The sequence below is a fragment of the Fimbriimonadia bacterium genome (assembly GCA_039961735.1).
Taxonomy (GTDB): Bacteria; Armatimonadota; Fimbriimonadia; order Fimbriimonadales; family JABRVX01; genus JABRVX01.
In genome coordinates, this window is record JABRVX010000044.1 from 16633 (window position 1) to 35923 (window position 19291).

Here is a 19291-nt window from a genome sequence, read left to right on the forward strand (position 1 = left end):
TTGGGTCCACAAGCATTATACATGCCTTCAGGGAGGCCGGTTGCACCGAATCCGGCTTGCGCGCCTAGCTACGGGGGAGGCGCAGCAGAACGTCGGCCTTCAACCCCTCGACGCGCACCCGCTTGCTGCGCGAGGAAGAACCGGAGAGAATGGTGATGGAGGTCTTCGGCACACGCAATTCGCGAGCGAGGGCCTCGATTACCGCTCTGTTAGCCTGCCCGTCGGCGGGAGGGGCGGTCACCCGCACATGCAGCACCCCGTCCGGCCCGAGGGTAACCTCGTTACGGCTCGCGCGGGGCGTCACTCGCAGCGACAGTTCCGTCTTCGACCTCCTGCACCGGCACGCTAACCGCGGCCGTGGCGGGCATGAACGTCTCGAGCCGCGCAGCAAACCCCTCCAGCATCGCGCGCAGCCCCGCGACTAGCCCTTCGCGCTCGGCGTGCAAGCGGGCCACCTCCTGCCGTATCTGCTGCACCTGGAGTTCGGCGTCCTGCTGAAGCTGTCGCGCCAGCGCGCGGGCCTCCGAGAGCACCGCGTCCGCCTCACTATGAGCCGCAGCCCGCGTCTCGTCTGCCGCGCGCTGGCCTAACAACACAGCCTCTTTCAGCGCCGTCTCCAACTCACGGAAGCGGCCGACCTCGGAAAGCAGCTCGCGCTCGGACTGCTCCAGTTGCCGCACCCTTTGCACCAGGCGCTCCATCTCCTTGCCCACGTCGCGCCGAAATGCGTCCACCGCCTTGCGATCGTAACCGAATGCCCGCCGGGGAAAGACGGTCTTTTCCACCTGCAGTGGTGTTAGGCGTGGTTCCGCGATGTTCTCGTTCATCAGAGCAGACCCCCTATCACCGCCCGCAGCGCCCCCTGCAAAACCGAGAGGCATATCAGTGCTACCAAGGGTGTCAGGTCCAACAAGGCGTATCCCATACGAACGGGACGGATGAACCGCTTCAATGGCATTGTCACCGCATCGCTGACCCGTTCCACGGTTCGCGTAAACCCGTTGTACGGCACCCGACCACCCATGTGTTGCACGAAGTCCAGCACCACGCCGAGCAGGATGGTGACCGTGAGCAGCCCTAACGCGTTGTACGCGACGGTCAGGGGCAGCACGTAGATGGGGTCGAAGAGAAAGGGCATGAAAACTCGCCCGATGATCACGGCTCCCCTCCCGCTTTCTCCTTCTCTAACATCTCCTCGACACGCTTCAGATTCATCATCGCCACGTCGTTCTTCGGGTCCACCTCGAGCGCTCTCTTCCAGGTAGCGATGGACTTCGCTAACTGTCCGGAACGCTCATAGCAGTGGGCCACTAAGTGATATGCTGTCGGCATCGGCTTGAGTGCCAGCATCTGCTCTCCGATCATCGCACCCTCGGCGTAGCGCTTACGCATGTAGTAGAAGAAGGTGAGGTCGTGCTTGCACTCCCACCGAGCAGGGTGCGCCTGCACCGCCCTTTTATACACCTGCTCTGCGTAGTCATAGTTCTGCAGTCCCGCCTCGAGGATGTACCCGGTCGTAGAGAAGGCCTCGGTGTTGTCGGGATTCACCTCGATCCAGATGTATCCCACGCGAGCCACCATGTCGTACTCGCCTTGGTGCCACGCGAGGTCGGACGCCTTGACTAGCTGCCACTCGAGCGAGTCCCACACGGCGTTCAGGGCATCGCGGCTTTGGGCCGGCGTCCCGGTCGGCCAGGTCACCGATACGAGCGCAGACAGAACCACTGCTATCATTCCCTCTCCAGCTCCTCTCGAAGGATCTCCTGTACCATCTTCGGGTTCGCCTTGCCGCCCGACGAGCGCATCACGTGTCCGACGAAGAAGCCGATCACGTTCCGATGGCCTGCCCTGTACTTCGCGACTTCCGACGGGTTTGCCTCGAGCGCAGCGCGGCACCAGCGCAGCAACTCCTCCGAGTCCGACACTTGCGCGTCGCCCCGCTCTGCCACGATGGCCCGGGGCGACCGTCCATCCGCAAAGCACGCCGCCAACACATCTTTCGCCATCGTGGAGCTCAGGGTTCCCGCTTCGACCAGGTCTTGCAGCTCACGAAGGTGCTCCGGCCGCACTTTGAGGTTCGCGATCTGCACGTCCGACTCTTTCATCAGCCGCGTGAGTTCGCCGGTCAACCAGTTGCACGCCCGCTTTGCATCGCAACCCGCCTGCACGCACTGCTCGAAGTATGCCGCGGTTGCCGGGTCCGCGACGAGCTGATCGGCGTCCTTCGCAGGCAGCCCGAGCTCCCGACGATAGCGCGCCCGCTTGGCTGCAGGCAGTTCCGGCAGTTCGGCCCTCAGGCTCTCCAGCCACTCGCGCGCGATCCGCATGGGTGGAAGATCGGGGTCGGGGAAGTAGCGGTAATCGTTCTCCTCTTCCTTCACGCGCATCACGTAGGTGCTTTCTCGCTCCTCGTTCCAGCCGCGTGTCTCCTGTCTCAACGTCTCGCCTCGTCTCATGGCTTCGATCTGACGTGCAACCTCCGACTTAACGCCGAGGTACACGGCCTTTATGGACCCGAGGTTCTTGATCTCCGTCTTCACACCGAGTGTCGCGCTACCCTCCGGCGCGACCGAGATGTTGGGCTCGCCCCGCAGGCTCCCTTCTTCTATCTTGCCGTCGCACACTCCGAGATAGAGCAGCAGAAGGCGCAACTCAGAAAGGTAGTCCCGAGCTTCCTCGGCGGAGTGTATATCCGGTGGGAACTCGGTGACGATCTCCATCAGCGGCACGCCGCTTCGGTTGTAGTCAATCCCGCTCTCCCCGCCCGGCAGGTGGATTAGCTTGCCCGTGTCCTCTTCCAGGTGCACCCTTCGGATACGGACCTTCTTCGTGCCTTCATCGGCGGGAAGCTCGAGGTAACCCGAATAGCCGAGCGGGTTGGTCTCCTCGTACTGTGATATCTGATAGCCCTTCGGCAGGTCGGGGTAGAAGTAGTTCTTGCGGTGGAAAACGCTGCGTTCCGGCACCGTGCAGTTGAGCGCCAACGCCGTCCGAAGAACCATCTCGATGGCTCCTCTGTTGGGCACGGGGAGCGCCCCGGGCTGGCCCGTGCACACGGGACAGATGCGGGTGTTGGGCTCTCCGCCGAAGCCCACGGGGCAGCCGCAAAACATCTTGCTCCGCGTGCTAAGCTCCGCGTGAACCTCCATGCCGATGCTGGGAATGTAGCCCTGGGTCATCCGTGTGCTTCTCTAGGTTCCGATTGTGGCATACACGCTAGCCCCCCTCGATGTACCGGGACGGCAATCGGGACGAGCCCATGCGAGTCGCCGCCTGAGGCACCCTGCGGTACACTGCCTCCGTGGACTTTCGACAGGCGGTGGACTATCTAAGCAGCCTGCAACGGTTCGGCATCCGACCCGGCCTCGGACGAATGCGCGCCGTGCTGTCCCGCCTGAACGACCCGCAAGACCGCTGGTCCTCCATTCATATCGCTGGCACGAATGGCAAGGGCTCGGTGACCGCGTTCTGCGCATCCATCCTTGGCGCCGCTGGGCTGCGGGTGGGCCGATATCACTCACCCTATGTGTTCGACCTGTGCGAACGCATTCTGGTGGGCGGAGAGAAGATCCCCCGGCAGCGGTTTGCCTCCATCATGTGCCGGATCGTTCCATTGTGCGAGGAGCTGGGCGACACCGAGCTAGGACCGGTCACGGAGTTCGAGCTGAAGACACTGGTCGCGTTCAAGTTCTTTGCCGAAGAGGCGGTGGACTGCGCGGTGGTGGAAGCCGGGATGGGCGGCCGGCTGGACGCGACGAACGTCATCCTGCCGCGAGTGGCCGCCATCACCAATGTGGGTCTGGACCACACCCCGATCCTGGGTGAGACCGTGGAACAGATTGCCAGGGAGAAGGGCGGCATCATCAAGCCCGGAGTGCGATTCATGACGGCGGCGCAAGACCCGTCGGCACTCGAGGTGCTGTCGGCGCTCAGCCGTGAGATGATGGCAGGCATTACGCACGTGCGCCATGCGTCCACCAGACCCTCAGTGTACGGGCGCTCTGTCGTGTGGTGGGAAGACGGCAACGCGCTGCACGTGCGGACTCCCCGCATGTACCTAAAAGGCTTGCATGTTAAGATGCTAGGGGCCCACCAGCGTGAGAACGCGGCGCTGGCAATCGCCATCACCGAGGGCTTTGCCGACTCCTGGGGCTTCGACATTCCCGAGGAAGCCTATGCCGAAGCCGTAGCCACCACGGAGATGCCGGGACGGATGCAGGTGGTGGCTCAGAAACCGACGATCGTACTGGACGGCGCCCACAATCGCGATGCGGCGGCCGTGCTTCGTCCAGCCGCGCTGGCCTTGGCCCGGTCGGGCAAGCTGCACGTCGTGCTAGGAATGACGAAGGGACACGATCCCCGTCGCTTCCTTGCCGCGATGGCACCGATCCCGGGGAAGCTCATCCTGACGCAACCACTGGACGAGAGGCGGCTGCCTCTCGACGCGCTGTGCGAAGCGGCCGAGGACCTCGGCCTAGACTTCCTGCGGGCCGAGAACGCGCTGGAGGGCATCGAACTGGCCCAGCGCGAAGCCGACCCAGACGACACCATCCTGGTTACCGGCTCTTTCTACTTGGTAGGCGACTGCGCCCCGTTGCTAAAGGGCCGAAGAGGACGTTCTAGGCAACGAGTGCCCTGACAACTGGGTGGCGTCGTCCCTGCTCAACGGGTCCACCAGCGGTCTCATCGCTGCCCTCCGGCACCACTGGCGGGAGCAGATGCCAGAATCCGTTGCGTAACTTAGGTGAAACCGGTAATCGGAGGTCGAGTTGAGAGCCTTGTTTTGTGTTTGGGCGCTGGTAAGTGCGGGATTGGTCTGGGCGCAGTCGGGGGACGAAATGTCCCTCGCCGAGGCCAAGCGGATGCTAAAGGGCCAGCAGCAAGCCTTCGTTGCGGTAGCCAAGCAGGTCACGCCCTCGGTCGTGTACATCGAGGTGGAGCGTGAGCAACGAACGGGCGGATGGTCCCTTTTCCCTGACTTCGATGACTTCTTCGGAAGAAGCAGTCGCCGCGTCATCGAGACGGGCAGCGGGGTGATCATGCGCTCCGACGGGCTGATTGTCACCAATAACCACATCGTACGCGGCGCCGACGTCTGTCGCGTGCGCTTGGGGGATGGACTACTAGTAGACGGCAAGGTGCTAGGAACCGACCCTGCGACGGACATCGCCGTCGTCAAAGTAGAGGCGAACAACCTGCCCGCTTTAAAATGGGGAGACAGTGATAAGCTGCAAGTGGGCGAGTGGGTGATCGCGGTCGGAAACCCATTCGGGCTGGAGCGAACCGTGACTACCGGCATCGTCAGCGCGAAGGGTAGGCAGGACCTGGGGGTGCTGGCACTAGAGGACTTTATTCAGACCGACGCGGCAATCAATCCGGGGAACTCGGGTGGAGCACTCGCAAACGTAGATGGAGAGCTCGTCGGCATCAATAGCATCATCTACACTCAGTCGGGTGGCAGCCAGGGCATAGGCTTTGCAGTGCCCTCGAACATGGCACGAAAAATCGTGGAAGAGATCGTGCGTAATGGCAAGGTGGAGCGCGGGTGGATCGGTTTCCTGCCACTGCGCGACAACAGCACGGGAGCACGGGTGTATAGGGTGTACCGGAACGAGCCGGCTGACTCGGCCGGCCTGATGCCGGGTGATCTGATCCAGAAATATGGTGACAAGACAATCAGCTCCGCCGCGCAGCTACGGAAGTTAGTGGTAACGGACAAGCCAGGCTCGACGGTTACGCTGACCGTGCGAAAGCAGCAGACCGGCAAGACGGAAACCGTACGAGTCAGGTTGGGAAGCGTCCCGATTCGCGACGACGGCACACCATACCCGGGCATCTGAGGCGAAAGCCTGCACGCCCGTCCCCTGTGCTACGTGCTCCTCCTTCGGTAGGAGGGGCACTCCCCATGCCCTGCTACATCCCGACCAGACTTTAGCAAGTCCGTAAGGGCTGTAGGCCCAGTCCCTCAGGACACGCCATCCAGCCTTACCTGCCTCTGCGGGGTGGTAGCGACCCTCACCGCCGGTAGCGGGACACCTGTTCAGTATGCGGCTTGAGGTTCACACAAGGCAGCAGCGGTCGGAACCTCCAGTCGCCCAATCGGAGGGCGGATGGATTGATAGGGGCATCTTACCTAACGCAGATCGTGACCGTCATGCCGAGCTTGTCGAAGCATGACGGGTGCTTCGACAGGCTCAGCATGACGTTAGCTTCGGCAGGCCCGGCATGACGTTTGCTTCGACAGGCCCGGCATGACGGGTGACAGGATGAGCCGTGATAGCAGAGAAGCGGGCGCCTCGACGCTTGGCTGATGCTACTTCGTACCAGCGGTCACCGGCTTCCCCAGGAGTGTCAGGCGGGCGGCCTCGATAGCTTCGTCCGGTTGGCCGGGTGTAGGGCGAACAACCTCCCGGCTCAACTCGATGTCCGGCTTCACCCCATTGCCCTCCAGCCGCACCCCGTCCTTCGTCTTGTAATCCTGTAGTGGCACTTGCAGGACATACCCTTCGCCGACCGGGATGTAGGTGGACGACAGCACCGCTCCTGCCGTCTTGCGGCCCATCAGCGTGGCCCGCCCCGTCTCGCGCAGTGCGGCAGCCGAAATCTCGCTCGCGCTTGCCGAGCCTTCGTCGATCAGCACCACCATCTTGCCCTTGTATCGGTTCTTCTCGCTTCGTCCCACCACCACGGGCCGCTCGATCAGCTCGTCCTTGCCTTCGCCTTTGCTTAGAAAGGCCCCAACCCTGGTCCGCTCGGGCAGGAAGCGACTGAGCAGGTCGGACATCCACATCACCGAGCCTCCGCCGTTCAGTCGAAGGTCCAGGATCAGCCCGTCCGTGTCCTTCAGCGTTTCGAGCGCCGCTGCCACTTCCTTCGAGGAGTAGCGCATGAAGGACCAGACGCGAAGGTAGCCGATGTTGCCGTCCAGCTTCTGCACCACCAGCGGCTTGTCGGTCTTGAACTCTTGTCGAACGACCCGTCGCTGGTGCACGGTGCCGTCCGCGGTGCGGTACTTCAGGCTGAAGGTGGTGCCGACCGGGCCCGACGCCCCCTTCTGCCGGTCGTACTTCTCCCCATCAATTTCCAGGATGACGTCGCCGGGCTGAAGGCCGATCTTGTCCGCGCCGGAGCCGGGGAACACGTGCACGACCTCTGGCTCTCCCTTATCGAAGCGTAGCTCTACGCCTAGGCCCACCATCGAACCCTGAGTGCGTCGCTTAGCCTCGGCAGGAGCGAGCAGGTCTAGGTGGGAGAAGCCCATAGTGCGGAACCACGCGTCCACTCGCCGCTGAAACTCGACATCCGATTCGGCAGAGAGAATGCTCGCTCGCTTTTCCTCCACCATGGCGTCGAGGCGCTCGGACGTGACATCCGGTAAGTAAGCGGTCTTCTTCATGACGGAAACCATCTTGTCGAAGATGGCCTGCCTGCTCTCCTCGGACAGGTCTGCGGACACGCCGAGAGCCAACGCGGTCACCGTCAACACGAAGGTAAAAATCAATACGGTTCGTCTCAACTCGGTCCCCCTGGATTCCTATTCGCCATATACCATGTTACTACGCTGGGACGGAGCGCGAATGTCGGCGAAAACGCCTCACGGCCCCGCTGGTACCCGCCGTTCCACCGTCTCGCCCGCCTCGAGAATGGCCACACCGTCTGGAAAGTGCACGGGAACGGTAGCCGAATCGAACCGACTAACGACGCGAACGGTCTTTTGGTTCACCACCAGAGCCATCGCCAGGCCGTGCCAGCGGAAAGGCATCTCGATCTTCGACCAGCCAGGAGGCAGAGCGGGCCAGCCATCGAAGACCACTCCCTCCAGCGTCAGGCGCAGCTTGCAGAACCCATGCGCAATCGCCAGCCATGCGCCGCCGAGGCTAGCAGCGTGAATGCCGAGATTCCAGTGCGGTCCCGCCGCGTCCAGGTCGATGTGCGAGGTGTGGATGTAATACTTATACGCCCAGTCCATGCGCCCGACGTCGGCAGCAACCAGCGAATAGGCCATAGGGCTGAGCGACGACAGGTGCGCCGTGCGAGGCTCGTAATACTCCCAGTTCGCCTTCTTGGCCTCCGTATCGTACTGGTCGCGGAAGAGGTATAGCAGCATTACCACATCGGCCTGCTTACTGTTCTGCGACTTCTGAAAGGGGCCGTTCACACCGGCGAATCGATTCTCCGGCTTCTCGAACTCGCGCAGCGTGACCTGGAGTGGTACGTCCGGCAGATCGAAGAAGCCATCGAATTGGGGGATCAGCATCGTCTGGGAATCGGGCTGCGGGACGTACAGCTTGTCCGCGAAGTTCCGCCACTCATCTAGTTCTTCTCCATCCACTCCGAGAGCTGCTGTGCCCACGAGTTCGGCTATCAGCAAGGCACGGCGAACGGCATGACGAGCCATCATGTTCGTGAACGCGTTGTTATCTATGCGCTCGTGGTACTCGTCGGGCCCGAGAACGGTACGCAGCTCATAGCGCTTCTTCTCTTCGTTCCACACGGCTCGTGAGACGAAGAACCGTGCCACCTCGGCAGCCACACGCGCACCTCCATCATACCAAATACTAACATCGCCGGTTGCCTCGTAGTACTGCCACATCGCGTATACTACGTCAGCAGAGATATGGATCTGCTCGTCGGCGAAGTAGGACCTTACTTTCTCGCCCGTGACGGGGTTCGTGAAGACGTACAGGTCGCACTGCTCGTCCCCCGTTTCCTGACTCTGCCACGCATAGTAGGCGCCGCGATAGCCGAGAGCGGCAGCCTTTCGCAATGCACCTTCCAGAGTGTGCACCCGATACATCAGAGCGTTTCGCGCCGCTTGCGGCTGCGTGTACGCTAACATGGGCAGCACGAATATTTCGAAATCCCAGAAGATGGATCCGTAGTAGTCCTGCCCCTGCAACCCCCTCGCGGGCATGCTGATGCGGTCGTTGTGGTAGGGCGCCGCGGACAGCAGGTGGAACTGCGAAAAGCGTATGCCTAACTGCGCCGCAGCGTCCCCTTCGATCTGTACGCCGGCCTGCGACCAAAGCTCCGCCCAGCGCTCGGCATGAAGTCTTCGCACCTCGCCGAAACCGAGCGCTGTTACTTCGTCGAGGTCGCGCGAACACGCCTCGAGATGGTCGCCTTGTGTGAATCGATTCTCACGCAGCGCGGCCCACTTCGTGAGCGTTATGCTCTCGCCGACGCGCAGGTGCAACCGATACTGACGAAGCACGCGCCGGCCCTCTGGTGGCAACTGTGACATCTCGACTGAGGAGCCTGTCGTGACGTATTCTCTCGTCGCCACACCGATTCGGAAGCCAGGGTCGAAGGTGTCGGTTTCGACGTACACGCCGTCCGAGAGATGCCGGCATCGGACATCCCGGAAGTGCTCTGCCCAACGGTTGTTCACGTCGCCGTCAACGCCGGACAGCAGCTCGAGATCTAGATCCGTTTCCGCAGTCAGTCTCCACCGTATGCCGCCCACCGTGGGATGTGTCATAGATAGCAGTCGTTCACTCTCCACCGACACCATCGCGCCCGAGGGCGATGTCCACCTACCACCCCACATCATCGTGCCCTCACGCATATTCAGCTCGCGTCGGTAGTCGGCGAGCGAGCCCGTCGTGAAGTCCAGCGGGTCGCCGTCGACTACCGCCTGGATCAGGGTCCAGTCCTGCACGTTCGGCATCTCGCGCTCGGTCAGCAGACCCTTAGGCGTATCGTAGATTCCGTTGATATAGGTGCCTTTCACGCCTTCCAGCTTGGGTGACAGGTACTCCGGCGCGCCGCGGCAGCCGAACACACCGTTGGCCAGCGCGAACACGGTTGCCCGCGAGCTCTCTTCCTCGGGTACGTACTGCTTCTCACGCAGCACCCATCCATCCAAGAACTGATACCAGCTCACGACACCCTCCCAGCGTTCAGGATCCTCGACAGCTCGACCTCATCGAGATCGCGTACCACCCAGTCCGCTCCGGCGTCGTTCAGAAGCTGCTCGTCCCCCACCCGTGCGACTCCTATGCACGACATACCTGCGGCCTTTGCTGCTTGCACTCCAGATGGGGCGTCCTCGACTACCACGCATCTTTCGACGGGTACTCGAAGCGCATCGGCAGCGGTTAGGAATATCTCGGGGTGAGGCTTGCCATGTCGAAGGTCACGACCACAAACGTTCGCATGGAAGAGATCCACGAGCAGCGAGGCCTGCTGTGGCACGTGCACCCGCGCCATCATTTCGTTGGCATTCTTGGATGAAGACGCCGCACAAATGCGGAGGCCACGATCGAGACACGCGCACAAGAACCGTAGTGCATCATCGAAAACGACGAAGCTACCAGCCTCTACGAGCTGCATCAGAACGCCCTGCTTCACAGCAGACAACTCCTCGGCACGGCGCCCACTCGGATCCTGCACGCCGAGCCCCCGAAGCATGTCTCGCGCTCCCGCTACACGCGGCTTACCAGCAACGTGCTGTTGATAGAATGCCGTCGTAAAGGCGTCTGCCGTCACCCCGCTCGTTGCCGAGTCCTTCCAACTCGTACTCAGCATCTGCCGAAGCGCGTGTCTCCACGCCTCCTCGTGAGGCGAGTCGACCAGCACTCCATCTACGTCGAAGACGACGGCTTCGATCATGGGTCCCACGATCTTACCGGCTGCGGCATCTCGCGTGCGGACACGGCACAATCCGGGTATTGTCTCGTCGTGGCCGAAGACACAGAAGAAACCAAGCAGCAGGAGCCCGAAGAGGACGCCACAGAAGCGGCGCGCGAGGAGCTGTTGGAGCGGGTGAAGACCGCTGCATCCTCGCCGCTGCCCGAGGTGCCGGAGTGGGAGTTCAAGCGCCCGGCACCCAAGGTGGAGCCTGGGGGCAGCGTGAGCGCGCGCGGCTTTAGTCTCGGCTTCGCTGCGCTCTACTCGCTGGTGGTGCCTACGGTTGGCGGTCTGCTCATCGGCTGGCTCGTGGACGAGCGGCTGGGAACCGGCCCCACGTGGCTGAGTGTGGGGTTCCTCGTCGGCGCACTTGCCGGGTTCGTTAGCCTTATCCGTATCGTAGTGCGCCTGGGGCGAGAGGATTAGGGCGAGCTCCGTGCTGACGTGGCAACTACGAGGTACGCGCTTGATGTGTCGCCCCCTCTCCCTCCCAAAGGAAAGGGCCGGGTGAGGGTTGACACACCCGCCGGCTATTCCTCCCACTTCGGGTGGTGAGGAAGACGAATCAACAAAGACTTCTTCCCCATCATGCTGAGGCCGTCGCAGCATGTAGCCGAATGCCAGCATGGTAGTGCCATTCGCCGTGACCACGTGACTCACGATGTCATGCTTCGACAATCTCAGCATGACGGTACTAGTGTTCGCCGACAGGCTAAACATGCGGGCCAAATCACTCACCCAGCACGAGGTGACCTATAGCTGGGTCCACCTTCGGATGGCGTGTTGCAAGAGACGGCTGTCGCTCACCACGTAGCCCACGCCACATGGTACACCATGACATTGATCGCTCCATCCACCCTCCAGGGTGGTTCAGTGACGAGCCTCCTCGGTTGGCATATCGCCCCCCATCCCAGCCCTCCCCCTTCCGCTTCGTACGAGAGGGGGAGTTATGAGTAACTCACACCTGCTCACGCGTGGAGCGCGATCGTAGTCGGTGCATGTGCCGTCCAACAACCAAGCTGTCATTCCTCGCTTCGCTCGGAATGACAGGAGGAAGGCAGGAGCTGGAAGCACTCGTCTCAATCCCTTCCGTTTGCTCTGGTACCGACAACATGAATAGCATCGGCAGATAGCCCACGCAACCCGGCCCTCTCCCCGGAAGTCGGGGGCGAGGCGGGTGCCGTCTAGGCGACCACCGCGTACACCAGCGGCATCGGGCCTAGCTCGAGCCGGGTCGGGCCGCCGGGGCCTGTGGAACAGGTATCCTCTCGTCCCGGGGATGCCATGTTAGAGAATGTGGTGCTTGACCGCGATAGGGTGACGCGGCTTACTTTCGAGGAGATTGCGGAGAAGGTGCTGGCCGGAGAGCGTCTCACGCCGGAAGAGGGCGTGTGGTTGTTCGGTTTCCCCGACCTGCCCCGGCTCGCTGCCCTAGCCCACGCCCGGCGCTGCGCGGTCTCCGACCCAGAAACCGTGACATACGTTATTGGGCGCATCCTCAACTACACCAACGTGTGCTGGGTGCGATGCAAGTTCTGCGCCTTCTATCGCCCACCCAAGCACGACGAAGGCTACCTGCTCTCGGACGAGGAGATACTGCAGAAGGTGGACGAGCTGGTGCGGCTGGGCGGCGTGGAGCTGCTTTTCCAGGGCGGGCTCAACCCCTCTCTGAAGATTGACTATTTCGAGCGCACCTTCCACCTAATCAAACAGCGCTACCCTGGCGTCATCCTGCACGCACTCTCGCCCGCCGAGGTGATGTACATCGCGCACATCTCGCGCCTGAGCCTGCGGGACTGCCTGATCCGACTGAAGGAAGCGGGCCTGCACTCCCTACCCGGCGCAGGCGGTGAGATCCTGGTGGACCGCGTTCGGGCGCAGATTGCCCCCTACAAGGACACGACCGAAGAGTGGCTGGAGTGCATGAGAACTGCGGCCGAGGTGGGACTGCGCAGCACCGCGAGCATGATGTTCGGCCACGTGGAGACCATGGAAGATCGTGTGGAGCATCTCGTCCGCATCCGCGAGCTTCAAGATCAGTGCGAGCCCTTCCGCGCATTCATCGCATGGAACTTCCAGCCGGAAGACACTGCGCTACCCATTCCGAAGAAAGCGACAGGCTATGACTACCTGCGTACGGTTGCGGTAGCTCGCCTGATGCTGGACAATGTGCCCAACCTTCAGTGCTCCATCCTGACCCAGGGGCCGAAGATCGCCCAGCTCTCGCTAGGCTATGGAGTGAACGACTTCGGGTCGGTGATGATCGAGGAGAACGTGGTGTCGGCGGCAGGCAGCAAGTTCATCCTGAACGCCGAGGAGATCGAACGACTGATCCGGGACGCGGGCTACATGCCGCGCCGCCGGAATACACGCTACGAGCTGGTCTGAGCCGCCTGTGCCGCTCGGTTGGCCGCCCGCATCAAGCGCGACTTGCGCCGAGCTGCTTGGTTCTTGTGGATAATGCCGCGCTCAGCCGCCTTGTCCAGGTTCTTCACCGCCTCGAGCACGCGCACGGTGGCGTCCTCAGAGTTCTTCTCTACGGCCATCCTGGCCTTCTTGATGTAAGTTTTCAGCGCGGAACGGGTGCTTCGATTCCGAAGGTGCCGTTTCGCGTTTCGGCGCAGGTCCTTCTTCATGGACCGGATGTTCGGCATAGATGCAATCCTCCAAGTTCAGAGCGCGGCCATTATGGCACACGCGCTCTCTACTTCTTCGCGTACTTCCTTTTGGACTTGTCGGCGCCTTGCTGCACCTTCTTCGCGTCGTAGTGCCACACTGGCGAGCCTGCCCGCTGGTAGAAGCAATGATAGCCGGATAGGATGGACGCGATCATGCTGCGGGTCACCCGCCGTACCACGTTGACCTCGGTCACGATGGTGATGAAGTCTGCGCCCTTGTTGTAGCGCGACATCACCTCGGCCAGAATCTCGAAGGTGGAGAGCGTGTCCGCCCGTTCCTGCAAATCCCGAAGCTCCTCCATCCGCTGGAAGCTGATGAAGCAGAGCGGATCGGGCTCCTCCATCCAGCGGAAGAGCAGCCTGTTGGGGTCCCCGGTCTTATGCAGGGTGAAGACGGCTCCCGATTCGATCTCCTGCTCCAGGTACCACGGGAAAAGCCCGAACATCAGTCGCAGCTCGGTGTTGACCCACACGGGCAGCCTCCGACCCTTGGGGTCCTCTAGGATGATCTCCTGCAGCTTCGGCTCGGCAGGCAACCAGCCATTCGGTATTTGGGCAAGCGGGAAGGTGCCGAGTTCCTTGTGGTGCGCCTTCACCACGCATCGCACCTCGTCCGCCAGATGCTTGTGAACCGGGCCGACCTCGTCGTCTAGAACATCTTGGGCAAGAGCGTGCCCGAGTTCCTTGCGAAGCGAAGATGAGAAGGCCTCGGGTTCCAGCTCGAGGTCGATCTCGACGCCGTCGTCATCATAGAACTCGTACTTCTCGTACCGGAGGATCTCCGGCACTTCGTGCACGTAGAGTGGCTCGGTTCCCGGCTTCCGGAAGCGGATGCCGCCGACCCAGAGCACCTCAGGGCGGCTCCGCAGCGCCTCCACCACGGTATTCAGATCATCGGCATAAGTGCGCGAGCCCGGCTCGACCCCGTACATGTCCGCCAAAAGATCCGATGCCAGCGTCGCATCTTCGCTCGAAAGGACCCTGGCGACCATCTGGTCCAGCTCGTCCGGTTTGACTTCGAGCGGCGTGGCGTCCTCGATTTCGATAGTCGATTCGAGCTTCTTCAGCAGGCGGGTGGCCGCGGCCAGCCACTTCTTGGCATCGGCAATAGCGTGCCACTTACCGTCCGGGCCATAGACGTATTCGTCGGACGAATACACGGTATCGAATACCTTCACGGCGTCGTAGCGCGGGGGAACGTATGGGTCGGACGAGCGCAACGCCCTAGACGCAAAGTAACCAACCACCCGAGCGTCTACGGGCTCGCCCACCGCTCGCAAGAACACCAGTGGCGCATTCAGTTGCTCCCAGTCCACGCTCGCGGCAGCTTCGCGATACGGATCGACATCCGACCACTTCAAGTCGTTGTAGAACAGGTCGTCGTCATCGTCCTCGGACTGCTCGACGTACAGCCACGCCGTGAGCCCGACGTGATCTCCCTTACAGAAAAACAGGTCGTCACCCTTCAAGACCAACCTGCGCAGATAGGTCTCGAAGTACTCCTTGGGCCGGCCTAGCATGTTCGCGCACTGCACGGCGAGCAACTTGAGGGTCATCGGGGCGCCGAAGCCCTGAACCAGCCCCACGACTGCCGCCGCCGTGGCCACACGCTCGTGTGCCGCTGCGATATTGGCAGCCCAGCGCCGGTCGTGGTTTACGAACCGGTCCGGGTTCGTGGCCATCAAAGTGTAAATCTCGTTGGTGTCCAAGCCCGAGCTGGCAAGGTGGTCGGCGATATCGGTGAGCCGCGCTATGCCGTCCAGCTCGCCTATAGCGGTGAGCACGAGCCGGACCGCGTAATCGCGCCCGAGCGCCTCCTGCTTAGTCGCAGTAGCCGTTGATGTAGACAAAGATTCGTAGCCTCCGGAAGCTGCGCTGTGGGTGAATGCTGATTATGGCACAAAGCGGGTTCTGCGCGGGCCGGATCGGCCCCACAGGCGCAGCCTGCAAAAAATACGGTAAAAAGCGCCGGCGGGCCTAAAGGACTTCCCCTAACCCGCCGAACATATCAAACGGATCGAGTTCACCTTCCTTCCTTGGGGGTGGCAGGCTTTGCTCTCCTTTCACTGCCGCCCTCTTTTTTTGCCTCGCACCGAGACTCCAGGGCACCTTTCCAGGTAGCGCCTCGAGCCAGCCGTCCTATCCCAACGGACCGTCCGGGGCCGGTCGGGCTGTGGACAGGCTGCGCCCCCATGCGTTATCATGGGAGCGTGGTGACGCAGGGAGCAAGCAGACTCGAGTGCGAGCAGCTCGCCCGACGGAGGCGCCGCAGCCTGCTGTCGCTTCCGCAGGAACCGCTCGAGGACAACTCCCAGTCTCCGGCCCCCGGCGGAGCGACAGATCGCTGATGCTCTCCTCTGCACCCGACGGCCCAGAGCCGACCATGACGCTCGAAGATTCAGCCGGATCTTCGGGTGCCCGAGCCGCCCCCGAGCATGCCGGACCGCTCCAACGACTAATCTACATCGCTCGGCTGCCGATGCACCCGATCAGGCGCCTATACGACTGGACCATTCGATGGGCAAGAACAAGGCACGCGCCCTACGCACTGTTCGCTGTGGCCTTCGCCGAGAGCTCGGTATTCCCCGTTCCGCCAGATGCGCTCCTCATTCCCATGGTGCTCAGCCGACCCAAGGCGTGGATTCGAATCGCGGCCATCTGCACCATCGGCTCGGTGTGTGGAGCCGTGCTCGGCTACTGCATCGGATGGGCGTTCTACGAATCCGTCGGTCGCCAGATCGTGGACGCGTACAACTTGCACGAACCGATGAAGGCCATTGGCGACAGCTACTCACGGAACGCCTTTCCGACCGTGCTGACTGCCGCTTTCACCCCGATCCCGTATAAGGTAATCACCATTGGTGCCGGACTCTACAACGTATCCCTTCCCACGGTGATCGTCGCCTCGCTCTTAGGCAGAGCCGGCAGGTTCTTCCTGGTCGCTGGCCTGCTTCGAATCTTCGGCGAGCGCATCGGGACCTTCGTGGAGAAGTACTTCGACGCCTTGGCACTTGCCTTCGCCGCCCTGCTGATTGGCGGCTTTCTCGCCATCAAGTACCTCTTCTAGCGGGGATCAGAGCAAGTTTTCGTCTTGCCCGGTCAGGTGCCGCCGATCCACTGCCGCAAAGCAGAGCCCGAACATCTGGGCAACATCTGCCTGCGACTGGGTGGTAGGCGGCTGGAGTGGGACCCTGTGAAGGAGGACTTCCGGGCAGACGCCGAGGCGAGCCAGATGGTCGCCCGCACGATGCGTGGGGCCTGGAGCGTGTAGCGCGACCGGCCTCGTCGCCACTCACAGCGGCGGAGTAGCAGTGCTGTGTCCATCCGAGGGCGGATGGGCACATGGGTAACTTCCAACCCACACCGTCATCGCGTCGTCACCGCCGACAGCGTCATGCTGAGCCCGTCGAAGCAAACGTCATGCTGAGCCCGTCGAAGCAAACGTCATGCTGAGCCCGTCGAAGCAAACGTCATGCTGAGCCCGTCGAAGCATACAGCCGTAAGCCGCGAACGTGGCACCGGAAGACGATATCGTTCGGCACGTCCCGTCATGCTGAGCCCGTCGAAGCATGCGTTCGCAGGCAGCACGTCACGCCTTCAGGTGCTACGGAGGCGGCATCCGGCGTCATGCTTCGACGGGCTCAGCATGACGAGCTAGGCAAAGGCCACAGGAGCCGTATACCTTCTTCCACTGCGTCTGCGATGCCTCCACTGCCCCTGTGGTGGAGGCCAGCCCGCACTTGCACGCCTCGATGTTTCGCCTGCCAGGGTTGTGTGCAGACGACAGCGTCCCGTGCCGGTCCGTCGGGATCAAAGGCTGCCGCGTGCGGGGCGAGCGAGCTGTGCGAAGGCAGCCGGGTGTTAGCCGTAGATGCCCAAGGGTATACCGATGGCACGAGCCTTCTCATCGGGCATCCAATACTTCAGGCGCTCCCCGCTGCAGTAGTCGGGGGTACTCGGTCGGCCGTTGAGATGCGCTGGAGGCATGAGCCGCACACCCCGCAGCTTCCTCTTGCGAAGCACGCGTGCAGCTTGCTCCGTAACCCAGAGGTACGCCGTCAATGGATACACCCTGAAGAAATCGCTCCCGTCCCACTGCGACCAATCTACCAGCTTCGTAGCGTCCTGCTCGGCCGTGTACTTGCGGGAACCGCAGCCCGGGCACCTTTCCACCAACCGAATGCCCGACTGCTCCGGCGCTACACCACCCCAACCCGTCACCACGAACTCCCACAGCTTCGGTATCGCCGCAGACTCAGCATCCTCCGGCCGTAGACCCGGATTGTCGTCACACCAATCCCGCTCCTTCGCACGGACCTTGAAACGAACCGCGGGCACCTCCCGGACCTCGTAGCCCGTGAAGCCCATCTCCCGGAACTACTGCAGAACGTGGTCTTGAATGAAGCATTCGCTGGTCCAAGCCCACACCACGTCGGGCACGGGCCGCCGGGTCAGCAACAACTCGTACCAGATTCTGCGGCCAGTGACATTGTGGCGCGGGTTGATGGGGCAGCCCTTACCTTTCTCATAGCGGCTGCCCTCCACCTCGGCAAGACCCCGCGTCGAGGCCGGCTTGTAGAAGTGGTAGAAGTTCATGCTACCAGTCCAATCCGAACCATTTCTTCATCTTCTCTAACTGGTCCATCACCTCGTCTATATCGAGGGCGGGACCTTGCGAGGCTGCTCCCAGAACTCCTTCCACCACTTGTTCCAGTGCTCGGGACCCGTGTGCAGTCCTCCCGGCTTCAGGCGGTGCTTCTCCTTCGGCACACGCAGAATATACGTGTCTATGTCAATCCCCATCGCACGGAACCGCTCCCTGAACTGCTTTGGGAACAGGTGATGCGCCTCTCCCGGTCCACCGCGTGCTGCCACAGCCGGGCTGCCAGGTCCGTGAGGCGTTCCTCGCCTTTGCCGAGGTGACGAAGGTTGCGTAGCGCATCGATGCCCTCGTCGTAACAATTCCGGACAACGCTGCCCAGCCAGTCGGCAACCTTGTTGTGGGAGAGTGCCTACTCGGGGCCGGTGAAGCTCGTCCTCGCGAATGCGGGGATACGTGTGTGGGCCCTCTACCGAGAGGTTGTATACCAGCGCAGGACCGGAGAGGCGGGAGACGGAGGTGACCTCCCCCTCGCCCGTACGCGGCAGACGTCAGCCGCAACGTCTGGGTATGGGAACTGCTGAGGCACCGAGTTACTCGATACGATCGTGCTTAGCCAGATTGTGCCGCGCGCAGAGGAGCTGGATGTTGTCCGCAACGAGGGATGAGCCGCCTTTGGAATACGGGATGATGTGGTCGAAGTGCAGGTTGTCGGTAGCCCCACACAGACGACATCTCCCACCATCCCTCTTCCAGACTGCCTGTTTCACGCTCGGGGGGATCAGGCGGGTGTGCTCGAGGTCCCGCATAACACTGTTCTGTGTCAACGGCGGCTCACGCTCGCGAAGTGTGAGGCGGAACCGACACACCGCGCGTCCACCGACCTCTTGGAGCCAGGCATCTCGCAAATCGAACACCCCGTTGAACACCCATATCCCCCGTCTGAGCTTCTCGTAGACATGGACCGGGTGCGGAGGGGCTAACCCGCACTTATGGCGGTGTGCTGCGTCCCAGAAGCGGCCATTCTGGGTCGGCTGTCCGGCGGGGGTAGTGAGGGGTTGGTCCTGGGTCTTCGGGTCAGGACCGCCTCGCGTTCTTGGTGCGTCGTGACTCGTAGATGAGGGTGCATCCGTCGTCTTCGATTCGGTCCCGATACGGAGCATCAGAACGTCGGGACATGAGGATGACGCTGTGGTCGGCGTGAATTCGGAAGTTCATGCCCTGCTGGAGGTTTTTGCCCTCGAGTTGGCACATCTCTAGGTAGGTAAGGATATCGCCTTGGCTGACCATATCGGTGGTTTAGAGGCCTTCGTCATTGTAGCCCAGGCGCAATTTGTCAGTGCGATACTGGGGCTTGACAAGGGGACGGCAAGGGCGAGAA

General features: G+C 62.0%; 20 protein-coding genes and 1 pseudogene. 7 read left to right on the forward strand and 14 right to left on the reverse strand.

Translation table 11 applies throughout. The features are described from left to right. Positions 1 to 64: 64 nt before the first annotated feature. The 5 genes from HRF45_10475 to gatB are packed head-to-tail and all read right to left on the reverse strand — an operon-like array spanning position 65 to position 3179. Positions 65 to 316, reverse strand: a complete 252-nt coding sequence (locus HRF45_10475; GenBank protein ID MEP0766949.1) for a DUF167 domain-containing protein — start codon at positions 314 to 316, stop codon at positions 65 to 67. Next, complete coding sequence (locus tag HRF45_10480; GenBank protein ID MEP0766950.1) at positions 282 to 827, reverse strand: DivIVA domain-containing protein; 546 nt, start codon at positions 825 to 827, stop codon at positions 282 to 284. Before HRF45_10480 ends, HRF45_10475 begins: the two co-directional genes overlap by 35 nt. Beyond that, entirely contained in the window at positions 827 to 1159 is a 333-nt protein-coding gene (locus HRF45_10485; GenBank protein ID MEP0766951.1) for a YggT family protein, read from the reverse strand. The genes HRF45_10480 and HRF45_10485 overlap by 1 nt, the downstream gene beginning before the upstream one ends. Then, on the reverse strand, positions 1156 to 1734 hold the full coding sequence (locus tag HRF45_10490; GenBank protein MEP0766952.1) for a hypothetical protein: 579 nt from the start codon (positions 1732 to 1734) through the stop codon (positions 1156 to 1158). Before HRF45_10490 ends, HRF45_10485 begins: the two co-directional genes overlap by 4 nt. Then, positions 1731 to 3179: an Asp-tRNA(Asn)/Glu-tRNA(Gln) amidotransferase subunit GatB gene (gatB, locus tag HRF45_10495; GenBank protein ID MEP0766953.1), complete on the reverse strand. Its 1449-nt coding sequence runs from the start codon at positions 3177 to 3179 to the stop codon at positions 1731 to 1733. The genes HRF45_10490 and gatB overlap by 4 nt, the downstream gene beginning before the upstream one ends. A 122-nt stretch (positions 3180 to 3301) precedes the next feature. Here gatB and HRF45_10500 point away from each other — a divergent pair, with 122 nt between their 5' ends. Both HRF45_10500 and HRF45_10505 read left to right on the forward strand, forming a co-directional pair. Beyond that, the gene (locus HRF45_10500) at positions 3302 to 4639 is read left to right on the forward strand and encodes a bifunctional folylpolyglutamate synthase/dihydrofolate synthase (GenBank protein ID MEP0766954.1); all 1338 of its coding nucleotides are present in this window, start codon (positions 3302 to 3304) and stop codon (positions 4637 to 4639) included. Between the two features lie 130 nt (positions 4640 to 4769). Next, positions 4770 to 5840 (forward strand): trypsin-like peptidase domain-containing protein, encoded by a 1071-nt coding sequence (locus HRF45_10505; protein ID MEP0766955.1) that lies wholly within the window; start codon positions 4770 to 4772, stop codon positions 5838 to 5840. A gap of 473 nt (positions 5841 to 6313) precedes the next feature. On the opposite strand, the gene HRF45_10510 is transcribed toward HRF45_10505, so the two are convergent. The 3 genes from HRF45_10510 to HRF45_10520 all read right to left on the reverse strand — a co-directional run bounded on the left by HRF45_10510 (position 6314) and on the right by HRF45_10520 (position 10614). Continuing rightward, on the reverse strand, positions 6314 to 7516 hold the full coding sequence (locus HRF45_10510) for a hypothetical protein (GenBank protein ID MEP0766956.1): 1203 nt from the start codon (positions 7514 to 7516) through the stop codon (positions 6314 to 6316). A gap of 78 nt (positions 7517 to 7594) precedes the next feature. Continuing rightward, positions 7595 to 9886, reverse strand: a complete 2292-nt coding sequence (locus HRF45_10515) for a glycoside hydrolase family 65 protein (protein MEP0766957.1) — start codon at positions 9884 to 9886, stop codon at positions 7595 to 7597. Continuing rightward, positions 9883 to 10614, reverse strand: a complete 732-nt coding sequence (locus HRF45_10520; GenBank protein MEP0766958.1) for an HAD-IA family hydrolase — start codon at positions 10612 to 10614, stop codon at positions 9883 to 9885. The genes HRF45_10515 and HRF45_10520 overlap by 4 nt, the downstream gene beginning before the upstream one ends. Positions 10615 to 10683: 69 nt before the next feature. Here HRF45_10520 and HRF45_10525 point away from each other — a divergent pair, with 69 nt between their 5' ends. From HRF45_10525 to mqnC, 3 genes are all read left to right on the forward strand, one after another. Then, positions 10684 to 11058, forward strand: a complete 375-nt coding sequence (locus HRF45_10525; GenBank protein MEP0766959.1) for an AtpZ/AtpI family protein — start codon at positions 10684 to 10686, stop codon at positions 11056 to 11058. 235 nt (positions 11059 to 11293) lie between these two features. Further along, the gene (locus HRF45_10530; GenBank protein MEP0766960.1) at positions 11294 to 11446 is read left to right on the forward strand and encodes a hypothetical protein; all 153 of its coding nucleotides are present in this window, start codon (positions 11294 to 11296) and stop codon (positions 11444 to 11446) included. A 470-nt stretch (positions 11447 to 11916) separates the two neighbouring features. After that, entirely contained in the window at positions 11917 to 13020 is a 1104-nt protein-coding gene (gene mqnC / locus HRF45_10535) for a dehypoxanthine futalosine cyclase (GenBank protein MEP0766961.1), read from the forward strand. Here the strand turns inward: mqnC and HRF45_10540 are convergent. Both HRF45_10540 and HRF45_10545 read right to left on the reverse strand, forming a co-directional pair. After that, entirely contained in the window at positions 13005 to 13286 is a 282-nt protein-coding gene (locus HRF45_10540; GenBank protein MEP0766962.1) for a 30S ribosomal protein S20, read from the reverse strand. The genes mqnC and HRF45_10540 overlap by 16 nt on opposite strands. A 50-nt stretch (positions 13287 to 13336) precedes the next feature. Then, positions 13337 to 15160: a hypothetical protein gene (locus tag HRF45_10545; GenBank protein ID MEP0766963.1), complete on the reverse strand. Its 1824-nt coding sequence runs from the start codon at positions 15158 to 15160 to the stop codon at positions 13337 to 13339. Between the two features lie 629 nt (positions 15161 to 15789). Here HRF45_10545 and HRF45_10550 point away from each other — a divergent pair. After that, on the forward strand, positions 15790 to 16377 hold the full coding sequence (locus HRF45_10550; GenBank protein ID MEP0766964.1) for a DedA family protein: 588 nt from the start codon (positions 15790 to 15792) through the stop codon (positions 16375 to 16377). A gap of 24 nt (positions 16378 to 16401) precedes the next feature. After that, a complete protein-coding gene (locus tag HRF45_10555) occupies positions 16402 to 16581 on the forward strand; it encodes a hypothetical protein (protein ID MEP0766965.1) in 180 nt (59 codons plus the stop codon). Positions 16582 to 17171: 590 nt separating this feature from the next. Here HRF45_10555 and HRF45_10560 read toward each other — a convergent pair. The 4 genes and pseudogenes from HRF45_10560 to HRF45_10575 form a co-directional block, all read right to left on the reverse strand. After that, positions 17172 to 17678, reverse strand: coding sequence for a hypothetical protein (locus HRF45_10560; GenBank protein MEP0766966.1), 507 nt, complete (start codon positions 17676 to 17678; stop codon positions 17172 to 17174). Positions 17679 to 17687: 9 nt separating this feature from the next. Next, on the reverse strand, positions 17688 to 17906 hold the full coding sequence (locus tag HRF45_10565) for a hypothetical protein (protein MEP0766967.1): 219 nt from the start codon (positions 17904 to 17906) through the stop codon (positions 17688 to 17690). 57 nt (positions 17907 to 17963) lie between these two features. Next, positions 17964 to 18185 (reverse strand): DUF2380 domain-containing protein, encoded by a 222-nt coding sequence (locus tag HRF45_10570; protein ID MEP0766968.1) that lies wholly within the window; start codon positions 18183 to 18185, stop codon positions 17964 to 17966. 318 nt (positions 18186 to 18503) lie between these two features. Continuing rightward, positions 18504 to 19128 (reverse strand): annotated as a pseudogene (locus HRF45_10575) (HNH endonuclease). Positions 19129 to 19291: the final 163 nt, after the last annotated feature.

Bases quoted from the DNA above. Each gene is read 5' to 3' on its own strand.
- HRF45_10480 (MEP0766950.1), bottom strand. From the start codon at position 827: ATGAACGAGAACATCGCGGAACCACGCCTAACACCACTGCAGGTGGAA.
- HRF45_10490 (MEP0766952.1), bottom strand. From the start codon at position 1,734: ATGATAGCAGTGGTTCTGTCTGCGCTCGTATCGGTGACCTGGCCGACC.
- gatB (MEP0766953.1), bottom strand. From the start codon at position 3,179: ATGACCCAGGGCTACATTCCCAGCATCGGCATGGAGGTTCACGCGGAG.
- HRF45_10520 (MEP0766958.1), bottom strand. From the start codon at position 10,614: ATGATCGAAGCCGTCGTCTTCGACGTAGATGGAGTGCTGGTCGACTCG.
- HRF45_10530 (MEP0766960.1), top strand. From the start codon at position 11,294: ATGTCATGCTTCGACAATCTCAGCATGACGGTACTAGTGTTCGCCGAC.
- mqnC (MEP0766961.1), top strand. From the start codon at position 11,917: ATGTTAGAGAATGTGGTGCTTGACCGCGATAGGGTGACGCGGCTTACT.
- HRF45_10540 (MEP0766962.1), bottom strand. From the start codon at position 13,286: ATGCCGAACATCCGGTCCATGAAGAAGGACCTGCGCCGAAACGCGAAA.
- HRF45_10550 (MEP0766964.1), top strand. From the start codon at position 15,790: ATGCACCCGATCAGGCGCCTATACGACTGGACCATTCGATGGGCAAGA.
- HRF45_10560 (MEP0766966.1), bottom strand. From the start codon at position 17,678: ATGGGCTTCACGGGCTACGAGGTCCGGGAGGTGCCCGCGGTTCGTTTC.
- HRF45_10565 (MEP0766967.1), bottom strand. From the start codon at position 17,906: ATGAACTTCTACCACTTCTACAAGCCGGCCTCGACGCGGGGTCTTGCC.